The organism is Candidatus Accumulibacter contiguus, from assembly GCF_012940005.1.
Taxonomy (GTDB): Bacteria; Pseudomonadota; Gammaproteobacteria; order Burkholderiales; family Rhodocyclaceae; genus Accumulibacter; species Accumulibacter contiguus.
Map to the genome: position 1 here is coordinate 1 of NZ_SPMX01000088.1, position 16,704 is coordinate 16,704.

The 16,704-nt window shown below is 63.2% G+C and carries 14 protein-coding genes and 1 pseudogene; 2 read left to right on the forward strand and 13 right to left on the reverse strand.

Annotation, left to right across the window (positions count from 1 at the left end):
* The 12 genes and pseudogenes from E4Q08_RS21730 to E4Q08_RS21785 form a co-directional block, all read right to left on the reverse strand.
* A partial coding sequence (locus tag E4Q08_RS21730; protein WP_169071913.1) for a methyl-accepting chemotaxis protein occupies nt 1-906 on the reverse strand: 906 nt, incomplete at its 3' end.
* Between the two features lie 103 nt (nt 907-1,009).
* Entirely contained in the window at nt 1,010-1,345 is a 336-nt protein-coding gene (locus E4Q08_RS21735) for a cache domain-containing protein (protein ID WP_169071914.1), read from the reverse strand.
* Nucleotides 1,251-1,475, reverse strand: a complete 225-nt coding sequence (locus tag E4Q08_RS21740; protein ID WP_169071915.1) for a hypothetical protein — start codon at nt 1,473-1,475, stop codon at nt 1,251-1,253. Before E4Q08_RS21740 ends, E4Q08_RS21735 begins: the two co-directional genes overlap by 95 nt.
* Before the next feature lie 167 nt (nt 1,476-1,642).
* A pseudogene (locus tag E4Q08_RS26280) lies at nt 1,643-1,831 on the reverse strand (chemotaxis protein CheW); the annotation flags it as partial.
* Between the two features lie 69 nt (nt 1,832-1,900).
* The gene (locus E4Q08_RS21750) at nt 1,901-3,535 is read right to left on the reverse strand and encodes a methyl-accepting chemotaxis protein (RefSeq protein ID WP_169071916.1); all 1,635 of its coding nucleotides are present in this window, start codon (nt 3,533-3,535) and stop codon (nt 1,901-1,903) included.
* 130 nt (nt 3,536-3,665) lie between these two features.
* Nucleotides 3,666-5,315, reverse strand: a complete 1,650-nt coding sequence (locus E4Q08_RS21755; protein WP_169071917.1) for a methyl-accepting chemotaxis protein — start codon at nt 5,313-5,315, stop codon at nt 3,666-3,668.
* A 152-nt stretch (nt 5,316-5,467) separates the two neighbouring features.
* Entirely contained in the window at nt 5,468-6,046 is a 579-nt protein-coding gene (locus E4Q08_RS21760; protein WP_169071918.1) for a chemotaxis protein CheW, read from the reverse strand.
* Nucleotides 6,047-6,058: 12 nt separating this feature from the next.
* Nucleotides 6,059-7,696 (reverse strand): methyl-accepting chemotaxis protein, encoded by a 1,638-nt coding sequence (locus E4Q08_RS21765; protein WP_169071919.1) that lies wholly within the window; start codon nt 7,694-7,696, stop codon nt 6,059-6,061.
* A gap of 43 nt (nt 7,697-7,739) precedes the next feature.
* A complete protein-coding gene (locus E4Q08_RS21770; RefSeq protein WP_169071920.1) occupies nt 7,740-9,956 on the reverse strand; it encodes a chemotaxis protein CheA in 2,217 nt (738 codons plus the stop codon).
* A gap of 36 nt (nt 9,957-9,992) precedes the next feature.
* Nucleotides 9,993-10,298 (reverse strand): STAS domain-containing protein, encoded by a 306-nt coding sequence (locus tag E4Q08_RS21775; protein WP_169071921.1) that lies wholly within the window; start codon nt 10,296-10,298, stop codon nt 9,993-9,995.
* A 22-nt stretch (nt 10,299-10,320) separates the two neighbouring features.
* Nucleotides 10,321-11,670, reverse strand: a complete 1,350-nt coding sequence (locus E4Q08_RS25895) for a methyl-accepting chemotaxis protein (protein ID WP_169071922.1) — start codon at nt 11,668-11,670, stop codon at nt 10,321-10,323.
* Nucleotides 11,671-11,679: 9 nt separating this feature from the next.
* Nucleotides 11,680-12,048 carry a response regulator gene (locus E4Q08_RS21785; protein WP_034951443.1) on the reverse strand — a complete coding sequence of 123 codons (369 nt, stop codon included), beginning with the start codon at nt 12,046-12,048 and terminating at the stop codon, nt 11,680-11,682.
* A 274-nt stretch (nt 12,049-12,322) separates the two neighbouring features.
* On the opposite strand from E4Q08_RS21785, the gene E4Q08_RS21790 reads away from it, so the two are divergent.
* Nucleotides 12,323-13,132, forward strand: coding sequence for a substrate-binding periplasmic protein (locus E4Q08_RS21790; RefSeq protein ID WP_034910278.1), 810 nt, complete (start codon nt 12,323-12,325; stop codon nt 13,130-13,132).
* Entirely contained in the window at nt 13,129-15,852 is a 2,724-nt protein-coding gene (locus E4Q08_RS21795; protein ID WP_169071923.1) for a bifunctional diguanylate cyclase/phosphodiesterase, read from the forward strand. The genes E4Q08_RS21790 and E4Q08_RS21795 overlap by 4 nt, the downstream gene beginning before the upstream one ends.
* On the opposite strand, the gene E4Q08_RS21800 is transcribed toward E4Q08_RS21795, so the two are convergent.
* Nucleotides 15,797-16,630: an HDOD domain-containing protein gene (locus E4Q08_RS21800; RefSeq protein WP_034910283.1), complete on the reverse strand. Its 834-nt coding sequence runs from the start codon at nt 16,628-16,630 to the stop codon at nt 15,797-15,799. The genes E4Q08_RS21795 and E4Q08_RS21800 overlap by 56 nt on opposite strands.
* Nucleotides 16,631-16,704 lie beyond the last annotated feature (74 nt).

Consider the following 16,704-nt stretch of genomic DNA (forward strand, 5'->3'; position numbering starts at 1 on the left):
ATTCTGGACGATCGACGCGCTCATCTCTTCCATGCTGGCAGTGGTTTCTTCGACCAAGGCAGCCTGCTCGCTGGCCAACTGAGACAGCAACTGGGCGGTGTTTGACACCTGGCCCGAGGCGCCAGTGAGATTGTCCGCCGCACTCCTGACTTCGCCGATGACTTCGGCAAGCCGGGAAACCGTTTGTCCGATTGCGAAGGCGAGGCTGTCGTTGTCGCCGGCCCGTGTCTGGATCTGGACGGTGAGGTCGCCGCCGGCAACCTGGCGCATCACGTCACGTACGTAGGCAGGTTCGCCGCCAATGCTGTTCATGATGGCGCGGGAAATCATCAGCGAGATGATCGCGCCCAGCACCAACAAGCCGCCGCCGGCGCCGATCATGACGAGGAAAATCTTGTTGATGTCGGCCGAAATGCGCTTGCTGTTTAGCGCGACGATCAGGAAGCCGCTCTGGATCTGGTCGTTGGCGGTGAGGTCGATGCGCGCTGCGATGAATTGCGGTTCGCCTTCGCCCAGGAACACCGGCTCGCCTTTCTTGGCCGGAGGCGCTGCGAGCAGGGCCTTTACGGCGCCGGCCAGGTCGGCGTTCTCGTAGCCCTTGGCGAAGTTCTTCACCTTCTCGCCCGCCATACCCTTGCCGTCCTGTACCACGATCGCCGAGGCGGACACATCACCATCGTTGGCGATCAGTTGTGTGAGCAGTTTTTCGGCATCGTCGAAGACGCCATACTGGACGCCGGCCTTCACGGTTTCGGCGGTGACCACGGCCAGGCTGCTACCTTTTTCGCGCAGCGAGTCCTTGCCCAGAGAGTTGATGGCGGCGAGCGAAATGGATACCAGCACCGCCGTCAGCACGACGGGGGTGGCGAGGATTCCGATCCTGATTTTCTGGTCTAGCACACTCATGGTGGCAACTCTCCACGACTTTTTATCCGCGTGCTGGGCACGGGAATTTTTGGGTTAGGGGTAAAAAATGGCGCAGCGGTTTGCCCGTTGCGCCCTGTCGCGGTCAGAAATACACGCCGCAGCCGATGACCATGCCGTCGACCAGTTCGACGAAGGAAGCCTTGTTCATGATCTTGTTCTTGTCGGCGGGGTTGAATTCCTTGTACTCGATCCAGCCGCTGCCACTCTTTTGCACCAGCGCAGTCCAGTCGCGGATCCAGTACTTGCCGTCCGGGTCCTTGTCGTCCCAGCGGTTTTTGCCGGTCAGTTCGAGCCGGACGCCGTGGGCGAGAACGACACCTTTTTCATCGTAAACAAAAATATACAGGCCTTTTTTTCGTGCCTTCTTTGAAGTGGAACTTGCCGTTCGGGCTGCGCACTTCGTTGAAGAACTTCTCACGGCCGTTCTGCTTGACGAACTGGACGGCTTCTTTGACGAGCGCTTTCGCGTCGTCCTTGGTCGGGTTGTCGTTGGCAAACGACAGCGCCGAACAGACCATCATGAATAAACTCAAAACCAGCGAGCGCATAGACATCTCCGTTTCTTTCAGTGGTGGGCCAATGGAATGGTATTGCTTTGGTACGCTGTCAGTATGTACCGCAGGCAGCGGCATGGTGGTGACAGTTCCCTCGCGTATGCTAACAAATCAGCACGTACGTACCCAAGTGGAAGGAATATCGAAGTATTGAGGAGGATCACGAATCGGCCGGCGACTTTGCCCATACCATGCATGAAGTCGGCGCGGATGAAGGCCGGCATCATCGGGATCCCGGTGAGATGGCCGTAGTCGATGACTTCCTTGACGTTGAGGATGCCGATGGCGAACATCTCGCCGCCGAGAACGAAGGTGAGGTATTGCGGCGGGCTTTCGGCAGCGGCCTGCAGCGCGGCCGCGGCGCGGCGGGCGACGGGCCGACCGGGCAGAGGGGATCTGTGTCATGGTCGGAGTCCTCCTCAGAAACGTTCGACGTCGTGCTCGGCCGGCGTCAGCGCGGTGCCGCGTGCCGGTCCCCTGTGGCGTGGTGCGACCGCCGGAGTCGGTGCGCGGTTCAGGGTGCTCCCTCTTGCGGTAGCGACGCTGCGGCCGCTGTCAGCCAACTGGAAGAAGTTCATCAGCTCCTGCAGTTGCGCGGCCTGGCTGCCGAGTTCCTCGGCGGTGGCGGCGAGTTCTTCCGAGGCCGAAGCATTCTGCTGCGTCGCCTGGTTGAGCTGCCCCATCGCACCATTGATCTGGCCGACCCCGGAACTCTGCTCCTGCGATGCGGCAGCGATTTCCTGGACGAGATCGGAGGTTTTCCGGATCGACGGCACCATCTCGCCGAGCAGCGAGCCGGCGCGTTCGGCGAGTTTCACCGAGTCCTTGGCGACGTTGCCGATTTCCTGCGCCGCGACCTGCGAGCGCTCGGCGAGCTTCCGGACCTCGGCGGCGACGACGGCGAAACCCTTGCCGTGTTCGCCGGCGCGCGCCGCTTCGATGGCGGCGTTCAAGGCCAGCAGGTTGGTCTGGTAGGCGATGTCGTCGATGATGCCGATTTTCTCGGCGATGGTCTGCATCGCCTCGACGGTTTTGCCGACGGCTTCGCCGCCTTCGACGGCCTGCCGCGAAGCGGTAGTGGCCATGCCGTCGGTGACTTTCGCGTTCTCGGTGTTCTGGACGATCGACGCGCTCATCTGTTCCATGCTGGCGGTGGTTTCCTCGAGCGAAGCCGCCTGTTCGCTGGACGACTGCGAGAGTGACTGGGCGGTCGACGAGACCTGGCCCGAGGCATTGCTGAGGTGGTCGGCGGCGCTGCGGACTTCGCCGATGATCTCGCCGAGCTTGCCACTCATGTTCTGCATGGCGATCGTCAACTGACCGATTTCGTCCTTCCCGTCGGCTTCGAGGGCGACGGAGAGGTCACCGGTGGCGAGCCGCCGGGCTGCGACGACACTGGCCTGGATTCGAGTGGCAAGGCTCTGCGCGATCAGGAAGGTGATGATGGTTGCGAGCAAGATGCCGAGGATCAGAGCCCACGATACGCGAGTCAATATCGTTTCCAGCTTGGCGCTGGCATCGCCAACAGCGGATTCGGCTCTCTCGAGATTGATCTTCTGCAGTTTGTCGGTCTTGTCGCGCAGGTTGTCAGCCGCCTTGACCCATGTCGTCTTGCGTAGCTCTTGAGCCTGGTCGAACTGCCCCGACTTGGCCAACTCGATCGCCTCCACAACAGTTTTTCGGTAAGCCGACACTGCTTTGACGGTCTCCTGAAAAGCTTCCTTCTCGTCGTCGTGCGATAGCAGCAGTTCGTACTTCCGCAAGACTTCATCGAGGCTGGCGTCGAGTTTGTGCAGCGAAGCCTCGATTTTCGCCCTTTCTTCTGCCGTCTCGGCGAGCAGCCACTCGAGGCTGCGTACCCGATAGCGCAGGCGCAACTGGCTAATTTCGGTAGTCTTCTGCAATGCTGGAAGTATTCTCGTGGAGATTTGTTCGCTGTCGTGCCCTATGGATCTGGTTTGCAGCAAGCAGAACACGATCGCGACGACCAGCACGCCGCAGCCGAAGACGAGGTTGACAACAAGTTTTGTGCGCAAGCTACTGTTCTTCAACATGATTTGTTATCCCCTCTGTGGCAGGGTAAATATGCTGATCGAAAGATACGGTGGATGGCAGTTCTGCTCATTGAGCCGCCGGCCAGCCGGGCAGGGACAGGGATGATCAGGGTCATGGTCGGAGTTCTCCTCAGAAATGTTCGAAGTCGTGGTCGGCCGCTGCCTCGGCGGCGGCGCGGGTCGCTGCCCTGGGGGGCGCCGCCCGCTGGGCGGCCGGGGCGGCCCGGCGCGCCGTTGTGGCGAGGCGGTCCTGCTCGGCCAATCGGAAGAAGGTCATCAGCTCCTGCAGTTGCGCGGCCTGGCTGCCGAGTTCCTCGGCGGTGGCAGCGAGTTCCTCGGACGCTGAGGCATTCTGCTGCGTCGCCTGGTTGAGCTGCCCCATCGCACCATTGATCTGGCCGACGCCGGAACTCTGCTCCTGCGATGCGGCAGCGATTTCCTGGACGAGATCGGAGGTTTTCCGGATCGAAGGCAACATTTCGCCGAGCAGCGAACCGGCGCGTTCGGCGAGTTTCACCGAGTCCTTGGCGACATTGCCGATTTCCTGCGCCGCGACCTGCGAGCGCTCGGCGAGCTTCCGGACCTCGGCGGCAACGACCGCGAAACCCTTGCCATGTTCGCCGGCGCGCGCCGCTTCGATGGCGGCGTTCAGGGCCAGCAGGTTGGTCTGGTAGGCGATGTCGTCGACGATGCCGATTTTCTCGGCGATGCTCTTCATCGCCTCGACCGTCCTGGCGACGGCTTCGCCGCCTTCGACGGCCTGCCGCGAAGCGGTAGCGGCCATGCCGTCGGTGACTTTCGCGTTCTCGGTATTCTGGACGATCGACGCGCTCATCTGCTCCATGCTGGCGGTGGTTTCCTCGACCGATGCGGCCTGTTCGCTGGACGATTGCGAGAGCGACTGGGCGGTCGCCGAGACCTGGCCCGAGGCGTTCGAAAGGTTGTCGGCGGCGGTACGCACTTCGCCGATGATCTCGCCGAGCTTGCCGACCATGGTCTGCATCGCCGACATGAGTTGGCCGACCTCATCCTTGCCTTGCGCTTCGATGCGTACGCCCAGATTGCCGGCGGCAAGCGCGTTGGCGGCGTTCACGGCGTGCCCGAGTGGTCGCGTGATCGAGCGGATGATCCAGACTGACAGGATTCCGGCCACGAGGAGAACAACGGCTATGGCAACGATGATGCCGTTGCGCGTACTGGCGAAGCGGCTCCCCTGCGCCTGCAGATGGTCCGCCGCTGCCTTGTCGAGGAACTCTCGCACCTTGGAACCGGCTTGTGTGGCTTCCTTGTAGAGCGGGTTGATCTTTTTCAGCAGCGTTACCTGTCCATCGGCGAACTGGCCGGCCACGATCATGTCACGTGCCGGGATGAGCGCCTCCTTGACGTAGCGTCCGCGGATTTCGGCGAAACTGTCGGCCAGCTTCATTTCCTCCGGGCCGTCAAGCCTCTTTGTGTAGGACGCCCACAAGGCGTTGATTTGCTCGAGGTTGCTGCCGATTGCGTCGGTGTGAATGGCTGGCGCATGGTCGTGCAGTTTCGACAGCGGATTCGCCGGGTCGTGTTGCAGCGCCAGCATGACCTGCGAGCGGTTTTCGGACATCAGACGCGCCACCTCGTCGACGGTTTGCATCGGCTTCATGCTTTGCTCATACATGCTGCGCCCGCCCTGGTTGCTGGTCGCCGCAAGGTCGAGGCCAAGGAAGGCGACGACGGCGATGGCGGCCATCAAGAGAACGACCAAGCCAATGATGCGTGTCTTCATCTTCAGATTGTTGAACATTTTTTTTGCCTTCAGATGTACCAGGGTGAAAACGAAAGGTGTGCTGCTGCAGGAGAAAAGACGAGCGTTTCCTGATCCGCCGCGCAGGAACATGCGGCGGTACGATGCAAAAATAACCGCAAGGACTGGCGTGACGCCTTGCCGCGAATGCCTTACACGGCAGTGCTACCCGCATCACCGCCAGCGACCTGCGCCAGCATCGCGATCTCATCGACCGAGAGCACCTTGACGATATTGAGGAGGATCACGAACCTGCCGGCGACCTTGCCCATGCCCTGGATGAAGTCGGCACGGATGCGGGCGCCGAAGGATGGTGGCGGCTCGATTTCGCTGCTCGGGATCTCGATGACTTCCGAGACCGCATCGACCAGGATGCCGATGTCGTTGCACAAGTCGCCCTCGCTGACCTCGACGATGACGATGCAGGAGCGTTTTCCCGCTGTACTCTGGGCGCCGCCGAAGCGGGCCGCGAGGTCGATGACCGGGACGACGGCGCCGCGCAGGTTGATGACGCCGCGGATGAACGCCGGCATCATCGGGATCTCGGTGACGTTGCCGTACTCGATGATCTCCTTGACGTTGAGGATGCCGACGGCGAACATCTCGCCGCCGAGCAGGAAGGTGAGGTACTGCTGTGGGCTTTCGGCGGCGGCCTGCTGTGCCTGCAGGGCGGCCGTGGCGCGCCTGGCGACGGCATGGGCGGCGGGGCGGGTGGGGGTGATCTGGGTCATGGTCGGTTCTCCTCAGAAACGCTCGAAGTCGTGCTCGGCCGGCGTCAGCGCGGTGACCCGTGCCGGTGCTCGGTGGTGTGGTGCGGCCGCCGGGTTCGGTGCGCGCTGGGCAGGGGCGCTCCGTCTCGCCGTCGCCGCGCTGCGGCCGCGATCGGCCAGGCGGAAGAAGGTCATCAGCTCCTGCAGTTGCGCGGCCTGGCTGCCGAGTTCCTCGGCGGTGGCAGCGAGTTCTTCCGAGGCCGAAGCATTCTGCTGTGTCGCCTGGTTGAGTTGCCCCATCGCACCATTGATCTGGCCGACCCCGGAACTCTGCTCCTGCGATGCGGCAGCGATTTCCTGGACGAGATCGGAGGTCTTCCGGATCGACGGCACCATCTCGCCGAGCAGCGAGCCGGCGCGTTCGGCGAGTTTCACCGAGTCCTTGGCGACATTGCCGATTTCCTGCGCCGCGACCTGCGAGCGCTCGGCGAGCTTTCGCACCTCGGCGGCGACGACGGCGAAACCCTTGCCGTGTTCGCCGGCGCGCGCCGCTTCGATGGCGGCGTTCAAGGCCAGCAGGTTGGTCTGGTAGGCGATGTCGTCGATGATGCCGATCTTCTCGGCGATGCTCTTCATCGCTTCGACGGTTTTGCCGACGGCTTCGCCGCCTTCGACGGCCTGCCGCGAAGCAGTAGCGGCCATGCCGTCGGTGACTTTGGCATTCTCGGTATTCTGGACGATCGACGCGCTCATCTGTTCCATGCTGGCGGTGCTTTCCTCGACCGAAGCGGCCTGTTCGCTGGACGACTGCGAGAGCGACTGGGCGGTCGCCGATACCTGGCCCGAGGCGTTGCTGAGGTTGTCGGCGGCGGTACGCACTTCGCCGATGATCTCGCCGAGTTTGCCGACCATCGCCTGCATCGCCGACATGAGCTGGCCGACCTCGTCCTGGCCCTGTGCTTCGACTCTGACCGTCAGGTCGCCTGCGGCGAGCGCGTTGGCGGCGGTCAGCGCTTGATGGATCGGACGCGTGATCGAGCGCGTGACCCAAAGCGCGAACAGAGCAGCAAGGACGATTGCCGAAGCGCCAAGAATCAGAAGCAGCACTTGCGTCTGGTCGGCGCGCTCGTCGGCTTCCTTGCCTTCGCGGGTCATGGCTTCTTCCTCGTGGCCAACCACCTTGGCCAGAGCCGCGATGTAGTCACCTTGCGACTTGCGCATCCGGTCGAGCATGACCTCGGTCGCCTTGTCCTTCTGGTCGGCCTTCAACAGCGTCAGGAACTCCTCCTGATCCGCCAGGTAGGTGCTGCGCAGTTGTTCAACGTCCTTGAGCAGGGCCTTGCCTTTTTCACTGTGGATGGTCTTGTGCAGCTTCTCGAGATTCTCGGCGACGGTTTTCTTGGCTTCTTCGATCCGCTCGTACTGCTTCTTGATTTCTTCGGGACGCGGATCGATCAGCAGGTTGCGCTGCGAGCGAGCTGCCAGGTTTACAGCCTCGCTGATATTGTTGGCCCAGACCGTTTTCGGGAAACGTTCGTTGACCAGTCTACTGATGTCGTCGTTGAGTCCGCCGACGCGCAGGTAGGCCAGCAGCGAGATGCCGAGCAGCAGGGCGACGACGATGCCGAAGCCGAGCCCGAGACGGGCGCCGATTCTGAGATTCTTGAACATGAGGATTTGCCTCCAGAGAGATGGGTGGTGGTCCAGCCTTGAATCAGTACGAGGCCAACAGTTCCGGCTGCCGGGGCGCAGTCAGACGCCTGTCTTCGAGACTGGTGACGAGGCCGACCAGCGCCGGCACGTCGAGGATCAGCGCCACTTCGCCGGTGCCGAGGATGGTCGATCCGCCGATGCCGCGCAGGTGCTTGAAAAGGGCGCCGAGCGGCTTGATCACCGTCTGGAATTCGCCAAGCAGGGTGTCGACGACCAGTCCGGCCTTCTTGCCGGCGTACTGGATGATCACCACGTTCTGGCGCTTGGGGACCTCGCCACCGATGGCGAAGAGTTCGCGCAGTCGGACGAAAGGCAGCACCTCGCCGCGCAGGTTGAGATAGTTGCGCTTTGCCGATGCGTCGGCGAGTTCGATGCATTCGACGACCGAGTCGAGCGGCACCACGTAGGACGCCTTGCCGACGCTGGTCAGGAAACCGTCGATGATCGCCAGCGTCAGCGGCAGGCGGATGGTGAAGGTCGATCCTTCGCCTTCGATGGTGTCGACCTCGACACTGCCACGCAGGCTCTGGATGTTGCGCCGGACGACGTCCATGCCGACGCCGCGGCCGGAAAGGTTGGTGACCTTCTCGGCGGTCGAGAAACCGGCTTCGAAGATCAGGTTGCTGATCTCGTGCTCGGAGAGCGTCGCGGCGGCGTCGATCAGTCCCTTGTCGATCGCTTTCTGGCGGATTTTGTCCCTGGGCAGGCCACCGCCATCGTCGATGACCTCGATGACGATGTTGCCCGAGTCGTGGTAGGCGTTGAGCTGAACGGTGCCGTTCTCGGGTTTGCCGCGCGCGGCGCGAAGCGCCGGCGCTTCGATGCCGTGGTCGATGGCGTTGCGCACGAGATGCATCAGCGGGTCGCCGAGTTTCTCGACGACCGATTTGTCGAGTTCGGTCTCGGCGCCGGTGATCACCAGGTCGATGGCCTTGCCCATCTCGCGCGAGCTGTCGCGCACGACGCGGTTGAAGCGGTTGAAGGTCTCGCCGATCTGCACCATGCGCAGTTGCAGCGCCGAGTCGCGGATGTCCTCGACGAGGCGCAGCAGCACCGAGGTCGATTCGATCAGGTCCGACTGGCCGCTGCGCTGCGCGAGCAGGTTGGCGCCGGCGCCGGCGATGACCATCTCGCCGACCAGATCGATCAACTGGTCGAGCTTGTCGGCGTGCACGCGGATCACTCGCGCTTCGAGCGCCTTCTTCTCGCTGACCACGGCCTGGCGGGTGGCGGCGGCTTCGACGACTTCCTTGTGCACGACTTTCTGTTCGACGAGGACGTCGCCGAGCGGGGGGGGGGCCGCTGCTTCGCCCGCGGCTTCTCTGACGGGAGCGCGGCTTTGCGCGCTGAGGCCATCGTCGAGTTCGGCCTGCGTCAGGGCACCGGAGCGGACGAGGATCTCGCCGAGGCGCATGTTGTCCTCGGGCAGTTCGTCGATCAGCTTGAGGTATTCGCCGATCCTGGAATTCGGCGGCAGGATGTACAGCGTGCACTCGTCGCGGACGAAGTCGAAGACCTGTTCGATCTGGGCTTTGCTGGCGCGCGTCTGGAAGCCGATCTCGAAGCCGAGGTAACAGCATTCGGGGTCCATCTTCTCGGCCGTGGGCAGGGCATCGGCGAGCGTGGTGAGGGTGGTGATCTCACCAAGGGAAGTCAGGTAATGGAGCAGCGACAGCGGGTCCATGCCGTTCCTCAGCACGCCGGGGCCGAAGCGCACCGAGATGTGCCAGGCGTCGGTGTCGACGACGCCGCCACCGGAGGCTTCGATGGAGTTGTCGTCCTCGGCCGCCAGCATGCCGTCGCGGTTACCCGTGCTGCGGACCGCGCCGCCGCCGAGAAACAGCTCGGTCAGCCTGGCCAGCAGGGCATCACCGCGCGTCTGCACGGTATCGTCGGGCCGCGGCAAGCCGGCAGCGAAGACGTCGAGCAGGGCGCCCAGGTGGTCGCAACATTCGAGCATCACCGTCGACAGTTCGCCGCTGACCGGGATCTCGCCGTTGCGCAGCTTGTCGAGGACGTTTTCGACCTTGTGCGTGAAGGCTTCGATGAAGTGGCATTCGACGACGCCGGAGCCGCCCTTGATGGTGTGCGCGGCGCGAAAGATGGCGCCGAGGTTGTCGGCGTCGTCGGGGTTCTGCTCGAGCTTGAGCAGACCGTCTTCCATCGCAGTGAGCTGGTCGCGGCTTTCGTTGACGAAGGTGCTGGTCAGTTCATCCATCGTATTTCCTTGGTGTTTCCTGGTTCAGGGGAGGGGTCAGCCTTGCGCTGAAATGAGCATCGGGTCGCCGAAGACGCCGGCCAGGTTGCAGAAGTCGAGAACCCGCTGGACCATCGGGCTGTGGCCGACGATGGTCAATTGCTTGCCCTGCTGCAGCGCTTCGCGCTTGAGCAGCAGCAGGAGTTGCAGGCCGGCGGTGTCCATTTCGGGGACTGCCGAGAGATCGAGATCGAGCTGCCTGGTCGCCGCCAGCGCGGCCAGCAACTGCTTCTTCTGGGATTGTGCCTGGTAGATTGTCATGTCCTCGAGAATGGCGAGGCGGGCGGCGGCGGAAGCGGTCATTGCGGCTCCTTGGGGTGGTGGTTCAGAAGAGTTCGACGTTCGACGGTTTGCTGGCTGGCGCCGGCGCAGCAGCGGTTGAAGTGCGCGCCTTGGGGACGGCAGCGGGCGGGCGCGGGCGGTGCGTGCGGCCGATCGCCTGGCGATGGGCGTCGCGCTGCTGGTCCATGACATAGTTCGAGAACTGCTGCTCCATCTGCCGGGCGAGCGGTTCGATGCGCACCTCGTGGCCGCCATCGGCGCCGCTTTCGATGGCTCCGGCGAGCGCTTCGGCGTGCTGGTCGAGACGTCCGAGGCCGTGGATCACCTGTTCGATCTGCTGGCGCGTCACGTCCTGGAACTGCACGCTGGCCAGGGCCTCCATGAACATCGTGGCGAGCTTGCCGCTGTTCGTGGTGATGGTGTCGAGGATCTGCCGTTCGCGCGCCGTCAGGCTCTCGTAGCTGGCGCCGAGGGCGGCGAGCTGCTGCGTGAAGCGTTCGAGACTGTCGCGTTCCTCCTTGATGTGCGAGTGCGCGAGCTTGTCCTTGAACTGGCGCTCGATGATCTGGGTGACGGCGATGATGCCGTCGTTGATCTTCTTGACCGCGGCTTCGGTTTCGTGCGAGAGCTTCCTCACCTCGTCGGCGACGACCGCGAAACCGCGTCCGGCCTCGCCGGCGCGGGCGGCCTCGATGGCCGCATTGAGCGCGAGCAGGTTGGTCTGGCCGGCAATGTGCCGGATCAGATCGACCAGGGTTTGCAGCGAGCGGGCTTCCTTGACCGCTTCGACACTGTGTTTCTCGTCCGCGGCGGTCTCTTCGACGCGCTGGGCGATGAAGGCTTCGAGCTTGCCGATCAGTTGGCGATTGCCGGCGATCTGCTCTTCGGATTCGTGCGCCATGGCCTGCGATTCCGCGGCGGCGGCGGCCACGAACTGGTTCAGGTCGGTGACTACCTCGTCGATCGTCTGCAGTCGTGAAGTCACCTCGTAGGCGGCCTGTTCGGTCTGCTCGACGACGCTCTGCAATTGCCCGACGAGGACCTGGTTGAAGCGCGGGATTTCCCGCAGCTCGGGCAGCGCGACGCGCTGGCAGACCTGCTGCGACGGGCAGCGCTGGCGTTCGTCCTGGAGACTTTCGTCGATGCCCAGGTGGGCGTCGTGGTACAAGAGCCGCGAGAGCGCCTGCTGGAGGCCCAGGAACAGCAGCAGACCGAGCAGGGTCATCAGGGTGTCGCGGCTGCGATCGCCGAGAGCGAAGGTCTGGCTCAGGAAATCGACGTACCAACCATGCAGGAGCAGGACGACGATGAGCAGCACGACGGTCGCGGCCAGTCCGGTGAGCAGCGAACGCCGGCGATACTGGTCTTGGGGTTTGCCGAGGGAAGGGGTCATCGTCTCGGCCTAGCGGATGACCAGCTTGATGGTATTGAGCAGGTCGTCGGCGGTCGCCGGTTTGACGATCCAGCCCGAAGCGCCGGCGGCCTTGGCTTCCGCCTTGCGGCTTTGCTGCGATTCGGTGGTCAGGAAGAGAATCGGCAGGAACTTGTAGGCGGGCAGCGTGCGCACCTGCTTGATCAGCTCGATGCCGTTCATGCCGGGCATGTTGAGATCGGTGATCAGGAGGTCGACCTTGACTCCGGCCTTGAACTTTTTCAGGGCCTCGTCGGCATTCGACGCCTTCTCGACGGCAAAGCCGGCCTTGCCGAGGATGCTCGATACGCTGAGCAGGATGGTTGCCGAATCATCGACCAGAAAAATGGTTTTTGCCATGGGGAAGCTTTCTCCTGTGTGGAATGGACTCGCCGCGGGCAGGCCACTGCCGGGACGACAAAGCGCTTGGTCTATGAGCTGCAGCGTCGCCAGCGTCGGTACCTCCCAACACTTTCATGCACACCCGAGCTCAAGCGAGGGATTGTACTGACAATTCCCGGAGTGAGCACAATTTGCCAGCCAATGACGGGGTTTTATGGTTCAATACTTGATGGTAATGACCATTTCAGATGGCTGGCGGTCAATGCCTCAAGATTCATTTCCGGAGATCGCAATGCGAATCCTTGTCCTCCTTTTGCGCCTCGTCGTGCTGGCCAGCGGCCTGAGCGTGTCTGCTCAGGGAAGCACCGCAGACCTTGCCACGAGCCGGCTCGATCGAGTCCGGGAGGCCAGGGTGCTGCGTGTCTGCATCTGGCCCGACTACTACAGCATCACCTACCGCAACCCGAAGACGCAGTTGCTGTCCGGGATCGATATCGATCTGGCCGGCGAACTCGGCAAGGACCTCGGTGTGGCGGTGCAGTTCGTCGATAGTTCCTTCGCCAGACTCATCGATGATGTGACTCAGGATCGCTGCGATCTGGCCATGTTTGCGGTCGGCATCACGCCCGCGCGTGCGGAAAAGCTGCGTTTCACACGCCCCTATCTGGCCAGCGACATTTATGCGATCACCACCAAAACCAATCGCCGGATCAAGGACTGGGATCAGATCGACCGCACCGGCTCGGTGGTGGCCGTCGCCCGAGGGACGCTGCATGAGTCGATCATGAAGGGCAAACTCAAGGCGGCGCAACTGCTGGTTCTCGATACGCCATTTGCGCGCGAGCAGGAAGTCCAGTCGGGTCGCGCCGACGTTTTTCTGACCGACTACCCCTATAGCCAGCGTTTTCTGGCGAGCGCCGACTGGGCGCGCCTGGTCTCGCCCCCCGGCGCCTACCACATCACCCCCTACGCTTATGCCATGCAGCCCGGTGACGATGCCTGGGCGGCACGCATCGAGCGCTTCGTCAGCGACATCAAGAACGATGGGCGGCTGCTGGCAGCCGCGCGGCGGCATAAACTCGAGACCATCGTCTCCCCATGACGCGCCGCGCCTGGCGGCAGTTACGTACGACGTTTCTGCTTTTCCTGGGTGTATTCGTCGGCGGCATGGTCGCCATGAGCGCCTACACCCTGTGGCGACTGCGTGGCGAGGCGGTGGCCAACGGTCTGGGCATCGCAGCGATGCATTCGCGAGGTTTCGAGGACTTCCTGACGCAAAGCCTGCACGTCACCGAACTCGTCGCGGCCAACTCCCTGGCGCAGGTGTCGCTTGTGCGCGATGCGCGCGAGATCGAGCGGACTTTCGTGGCGGCCCTGCAGCATGTGCCATTCCTGCGCTCGATGTCCCTGCTGGACGACGCGGGGCGGATTGTCGCCAGTTCCAATCCGGCCAACCTCGGCGTGACGGTGGCGACACAAAATTATCTGCCGGCAGACGCTGGCCGGCTGCAGATCCTGCGCATCGGCGAGCCCTGGGCAGGACGTGATTTCGCCAGTGGCCAGCCATCGACGGCGGGAACGCCCGTCGATGCCGACTCGCTCGGCTTCATCCCGGTGACACGCAGCATCGGGCTTGGCAAGGGGCGCGTAACCTTGCTCTTTGCGCTGAATCCGGACTATTTCATCAACCATATTGCCCAGAAGATCGCTGCCGAGGAAGGATCGGTCAGCGTGCTGCGCTACGACGGCACGCTGCTGATGGATAGCGACCCCGGCGGGCGACCCGGATCGTTGCAGGACCACTTCGTGAGTGAACTGCGCCTGGCCGAGGTCGAGTTTGGCCAGTTCGAACAGGGCAGCGGCGAGGATCGCCCGCGGCTGATCGCCTTTCGAGCGTCGCGCCTGTATCCCTTCCTCGTCGTCACGGCGCTCGATCGTCGGCCCGCCCTGCAGCAATGGCGGACCGAGACCAGGACCGTGCTTGGCGTCATGGTTCCCGCTCTGCTGGCGATCACGCTGCTGGCGACCGGCCTCTACCGCCGGCAGATGCAGTTGGCCGAGCAACGCGCAGAATCGGAGCGCCTGCAGCAGATCAACGCGGCCAGCGTGTTCACCAACGCCCGCGAGGGCATCATGATCACCTCCCCCGACGGCACGATCCTCGACGTCAATGAGGCCTTTTCCCGGATGAGTGGTTTCAGTCGCGAGGAATCGCTGGGGCAGAACCCGCGCTTTCTCCGCTCCGGTGTTCAGGCAAAGGAGTTTTACACCGCCATGTGGGGCGATCTGATCGGCCAGGGCCACTGGAGCGGTGAAGTCTGGAATCGCGGCAAGAGCGGCGAGATGTTTGCGGCGATACTGACGATCAGTGCGGTGCGCGATGATCAGGGCAGAACCCGGCAGTACGTGGCCCTGTTCTCCGACATCACCCTGCTCAAAGCAAACGAAGAGAAGCTCAAGCGGACGGCTCACTACGACGCGCTGACCGGTTTGCCCAATCGCGTGCTGCTGGCCGACCGCCTGCATCAGGGCATGATGCAGACGCAGCGGCGCGGGCAGCGCCTGACCGTCGCCTTTCTCGATCTCGATGGCTTCAAGGCGGTCAACGACCAGCACGGTCACGAAGCCGGCGACCAACTGCTGATGACGGTGGCGGGTCGAATGAAGCAGGCCTTGCGCGAAGGCGACACGCTGGCGCGTCTGGGGGGCGACGAGTTTGTCGCGGTATTGCTCGATCTCTCGGATATCCCCTCGTGTGCGCCGATCGTGGACCGCCTGATTGCGGCCAGCGCCCAGCCGGTGCCGTACGGCGAGCAGATACTGCAGGTGTCGACCAGCGTCGGCGTGACCTTCTACCCGCAGGCCGAGGAGGTCGATGCCGATCAACTGCTGCGCCAGGCCGACCAGGCCATGTACCAGGCCAAGCTCGCCGGCAAGAACCGCTACTGTGTCTTCGATGCCGAGCTGGATCGCAGCGTCCGCAGCCACAACGAACGCCTGGAAGATATCCGCCGTGCCCTGTTGGCCGATGAATTCGTTCTCCACTATCAGCCCAGGGTGAACCTGCGCAGCGGCGCGGTGATCGGTGTCGAGGCCCTGATTCGCTGGCAGCATCCGGAAAAAGGACTGCTGCTGCCAGCCGCTTTCCTGCCGCTGATCGAGAATCACCCGCTGGCGGTCGATCTCGGGGAATGGGTGATCGCGCGTGCCCTGGCGCAGATCGCAGAATGGCGCGGTGGCGGACTGGAGATGGCGGTGAGCGTCAATATTGGCGCACGGCAGTTGCAACAGGCCGGTTTCGTCGAACGACTGCGTACTCTGCTGGCCGGACAGCCGGAGGTGGGACCGGGTAGGCTTGATCTCGAATTGCGGGAAACGCGTGCGCTGAAAGACCTCGCCAGTGTCTGTGCGATCATCACCGCGTGCCGGAAAATCGGCGTGTCATTTGCCCTCGACGATTTTGCCTGTGGCCATTCCTCGCTGACTTACCTGAAGAGCCTGCCGGTTTCCCGGATCAACATCGACCGCAGTTTCGTCTGCGACCTGCTCGAAGGTGGGGAGAATCGAGCCGTCCTTGAGGGGGTGATCGGGCTCGCCAAGGCTTTTCACCGCCAGATCGTCGCCGAAGGCGTGGAGAGCATCGAACAGGGTCAGATGCTGCTCCAGCTCGGCTGCGAAAGTGCCCAGGGTGACGGCATCGCCCGGCCGATGCCGGCGGCCGACATCGTCGCCTGGGTGGCTGCCTGGCAGAGTTCGCCAGGTGCGCTCAGAGGCGCAGCGCTGCCGTCAGTGAGCGTACCTCATCTGCCGATTCGCGCATGATTTCGAGCAGCGTTTCCTCGCCGATCAGCATGTCGATCGATGCCGCCGTGCCTTCCCTGGGAACGTCGTCGAGGTCGCGTAGCGGGCTTTCGACGGGGGCCAGTTCGTCGGCCAGCAGCAACGTATCGCCAAGAGTTTTCGGCGGCATCGCCAGAAAACCCCGCCAGCAGACTTCGATCGCATCGACCACCGTTTGCGGTACCTCCAGCACCTGCAGCAAGGCGCGACCGACCTCGGCTTCGCCGGTTTCGCTCCACGCCGAGAAATCCTCGTCGAGCAGGCCGGGAAATTCGGCGGCACGCGAAATCAGGTAGAAGCCACTGATCTCATGGACGATGCCGGCGAACATCGCCGTTTCCGGGTCGAGGTGGGTGACCTTGCGGGCGATGACCTGCGCCAGTGCCGCGACATGCGCGGTGTGCTCCCAGAGTCGCGCCGCCATGGCACGATCCTGTGCCGACAAGGGGGAAGCCAGCGCGCGCGTGACGACCGCCGCTGCGAGCGAGCGCAGATAGCGAAAACCCAGCCGCAGAACGGCCGTGCGCACGTCGGTGATCGGGCGACCCGAGGGATTGAAGGCGCTCGAGTTGGCCAGCGCCACGACCTTTGCCGACAGCAGGGGTTCAGCCTTGATCAGGCGCATGGCCTGGTCGATGTGGCAATCCGGATCGTTGAGCGCATGCTGCAGTTTGAGCGCGACCAGCGCATTGGTCGAGAAGTTGACTGCGCCATGCTCCAGTTCTGCGGCGATCTTTTTCAGGATGTCGTATCGTTGCATGGCCGTATTCAAACCTCGCGTTAATGTGAAAGTCGCGTCAGCGACTCACAAATCTCCCCTCCCCACTTGCGGGG

Excerpts from the sequence above, each read along its gene's own strand:
- E4Q08_RS21740 (WP_169071915.1), bottom strand. The coding sequence starts at position 1,475 with ATGCGCTCGCTGGTTTTGAGTTTATTCATGATGGTCTGTTCGGCGCTG.
- E4Q08_RS21750 (WP_169071916.1), bottom strand. The coding sequence starts at position 3,535 with ATGTTGAAGAACAGTAGCTTGCGCACAAAACTTGTTGTCAACCTCGTC.
- E4Q08_RS21755 (WP_169071917.1), bottom strand. The coding sequence starts at position 5,315 with ATGTTCAACAATCTGAAGATGAAGACACGCATCATTGGCTTGGTCGTT.
- E4Q08_RS21760 (WP_169071918.1), bottom strand. The coding sequence starts at position 6,046 with ATGACCCAGATCACCCCCACCCGCCCCGCCGCCCATGCCGTCGCCAGG.
- E4Q08_RS21765 (WP_169071919.1), bottom strand. The coding sequence starts at position 7,696 with ATGTTCAAGAATCTCAGAATCGGCGCCCGTCTCGGGCTCGGCTTCGGC.
- E4Q08_RS21770 (WP_169071920.1), bottom strand. The coding sequence starts at position 9,956 with ATGGATGAACTGACCAGCACCTTCGTCAACGAAAGCCGCGACCAGCTC.
- E4Q08_RS21775 (WP_169071921.1), bottom strand. The coding sequence starts at position 10,298 with ATGACCGCTTCCGCCGCCGCCCGCCTCGCCATTCTCGAGGACATGACA.
- E4Q08_RS25895 (WP_169071922.1), bottom strand. The coding sequence starts at position 11,670 with ATGACCCCTTCCCTCGGCAAACCCCAAGACCAGTATCGCCGGCGTTCG.
- E4Q08_RS21785 (WP_034951443.1), bottom strand. The coding sequence starts at position 12,048 with ATGGCAAAAACCATTTTTCTGGTCGATGATTCGGCAACCATCCTGCTC.
- E4Q08_RS21790 (WP_034910278.1), top strand. The coding sequence starts at position 12,323 with ATGCGAATCCTTGTCCTCCTTTTGCGCCTCGTCGTGCTGGCCAGCGGC.
- E4Q08_RS21795 (WP_169071923.1), top strand. The coding sequence starts at position 13,129 with ATGACGCGCCGCGCCTGGCGGCAGTTACGTACGACGTTTCTGCTTTTC.
- E4Q08_RS21800 (WP_034910283.1), bottom strand. The coding sequence starts at position 16,630 with ATGCAACGATACGACATCCTGAAAAAGATCGCCGCAGAACTGGAGCAT.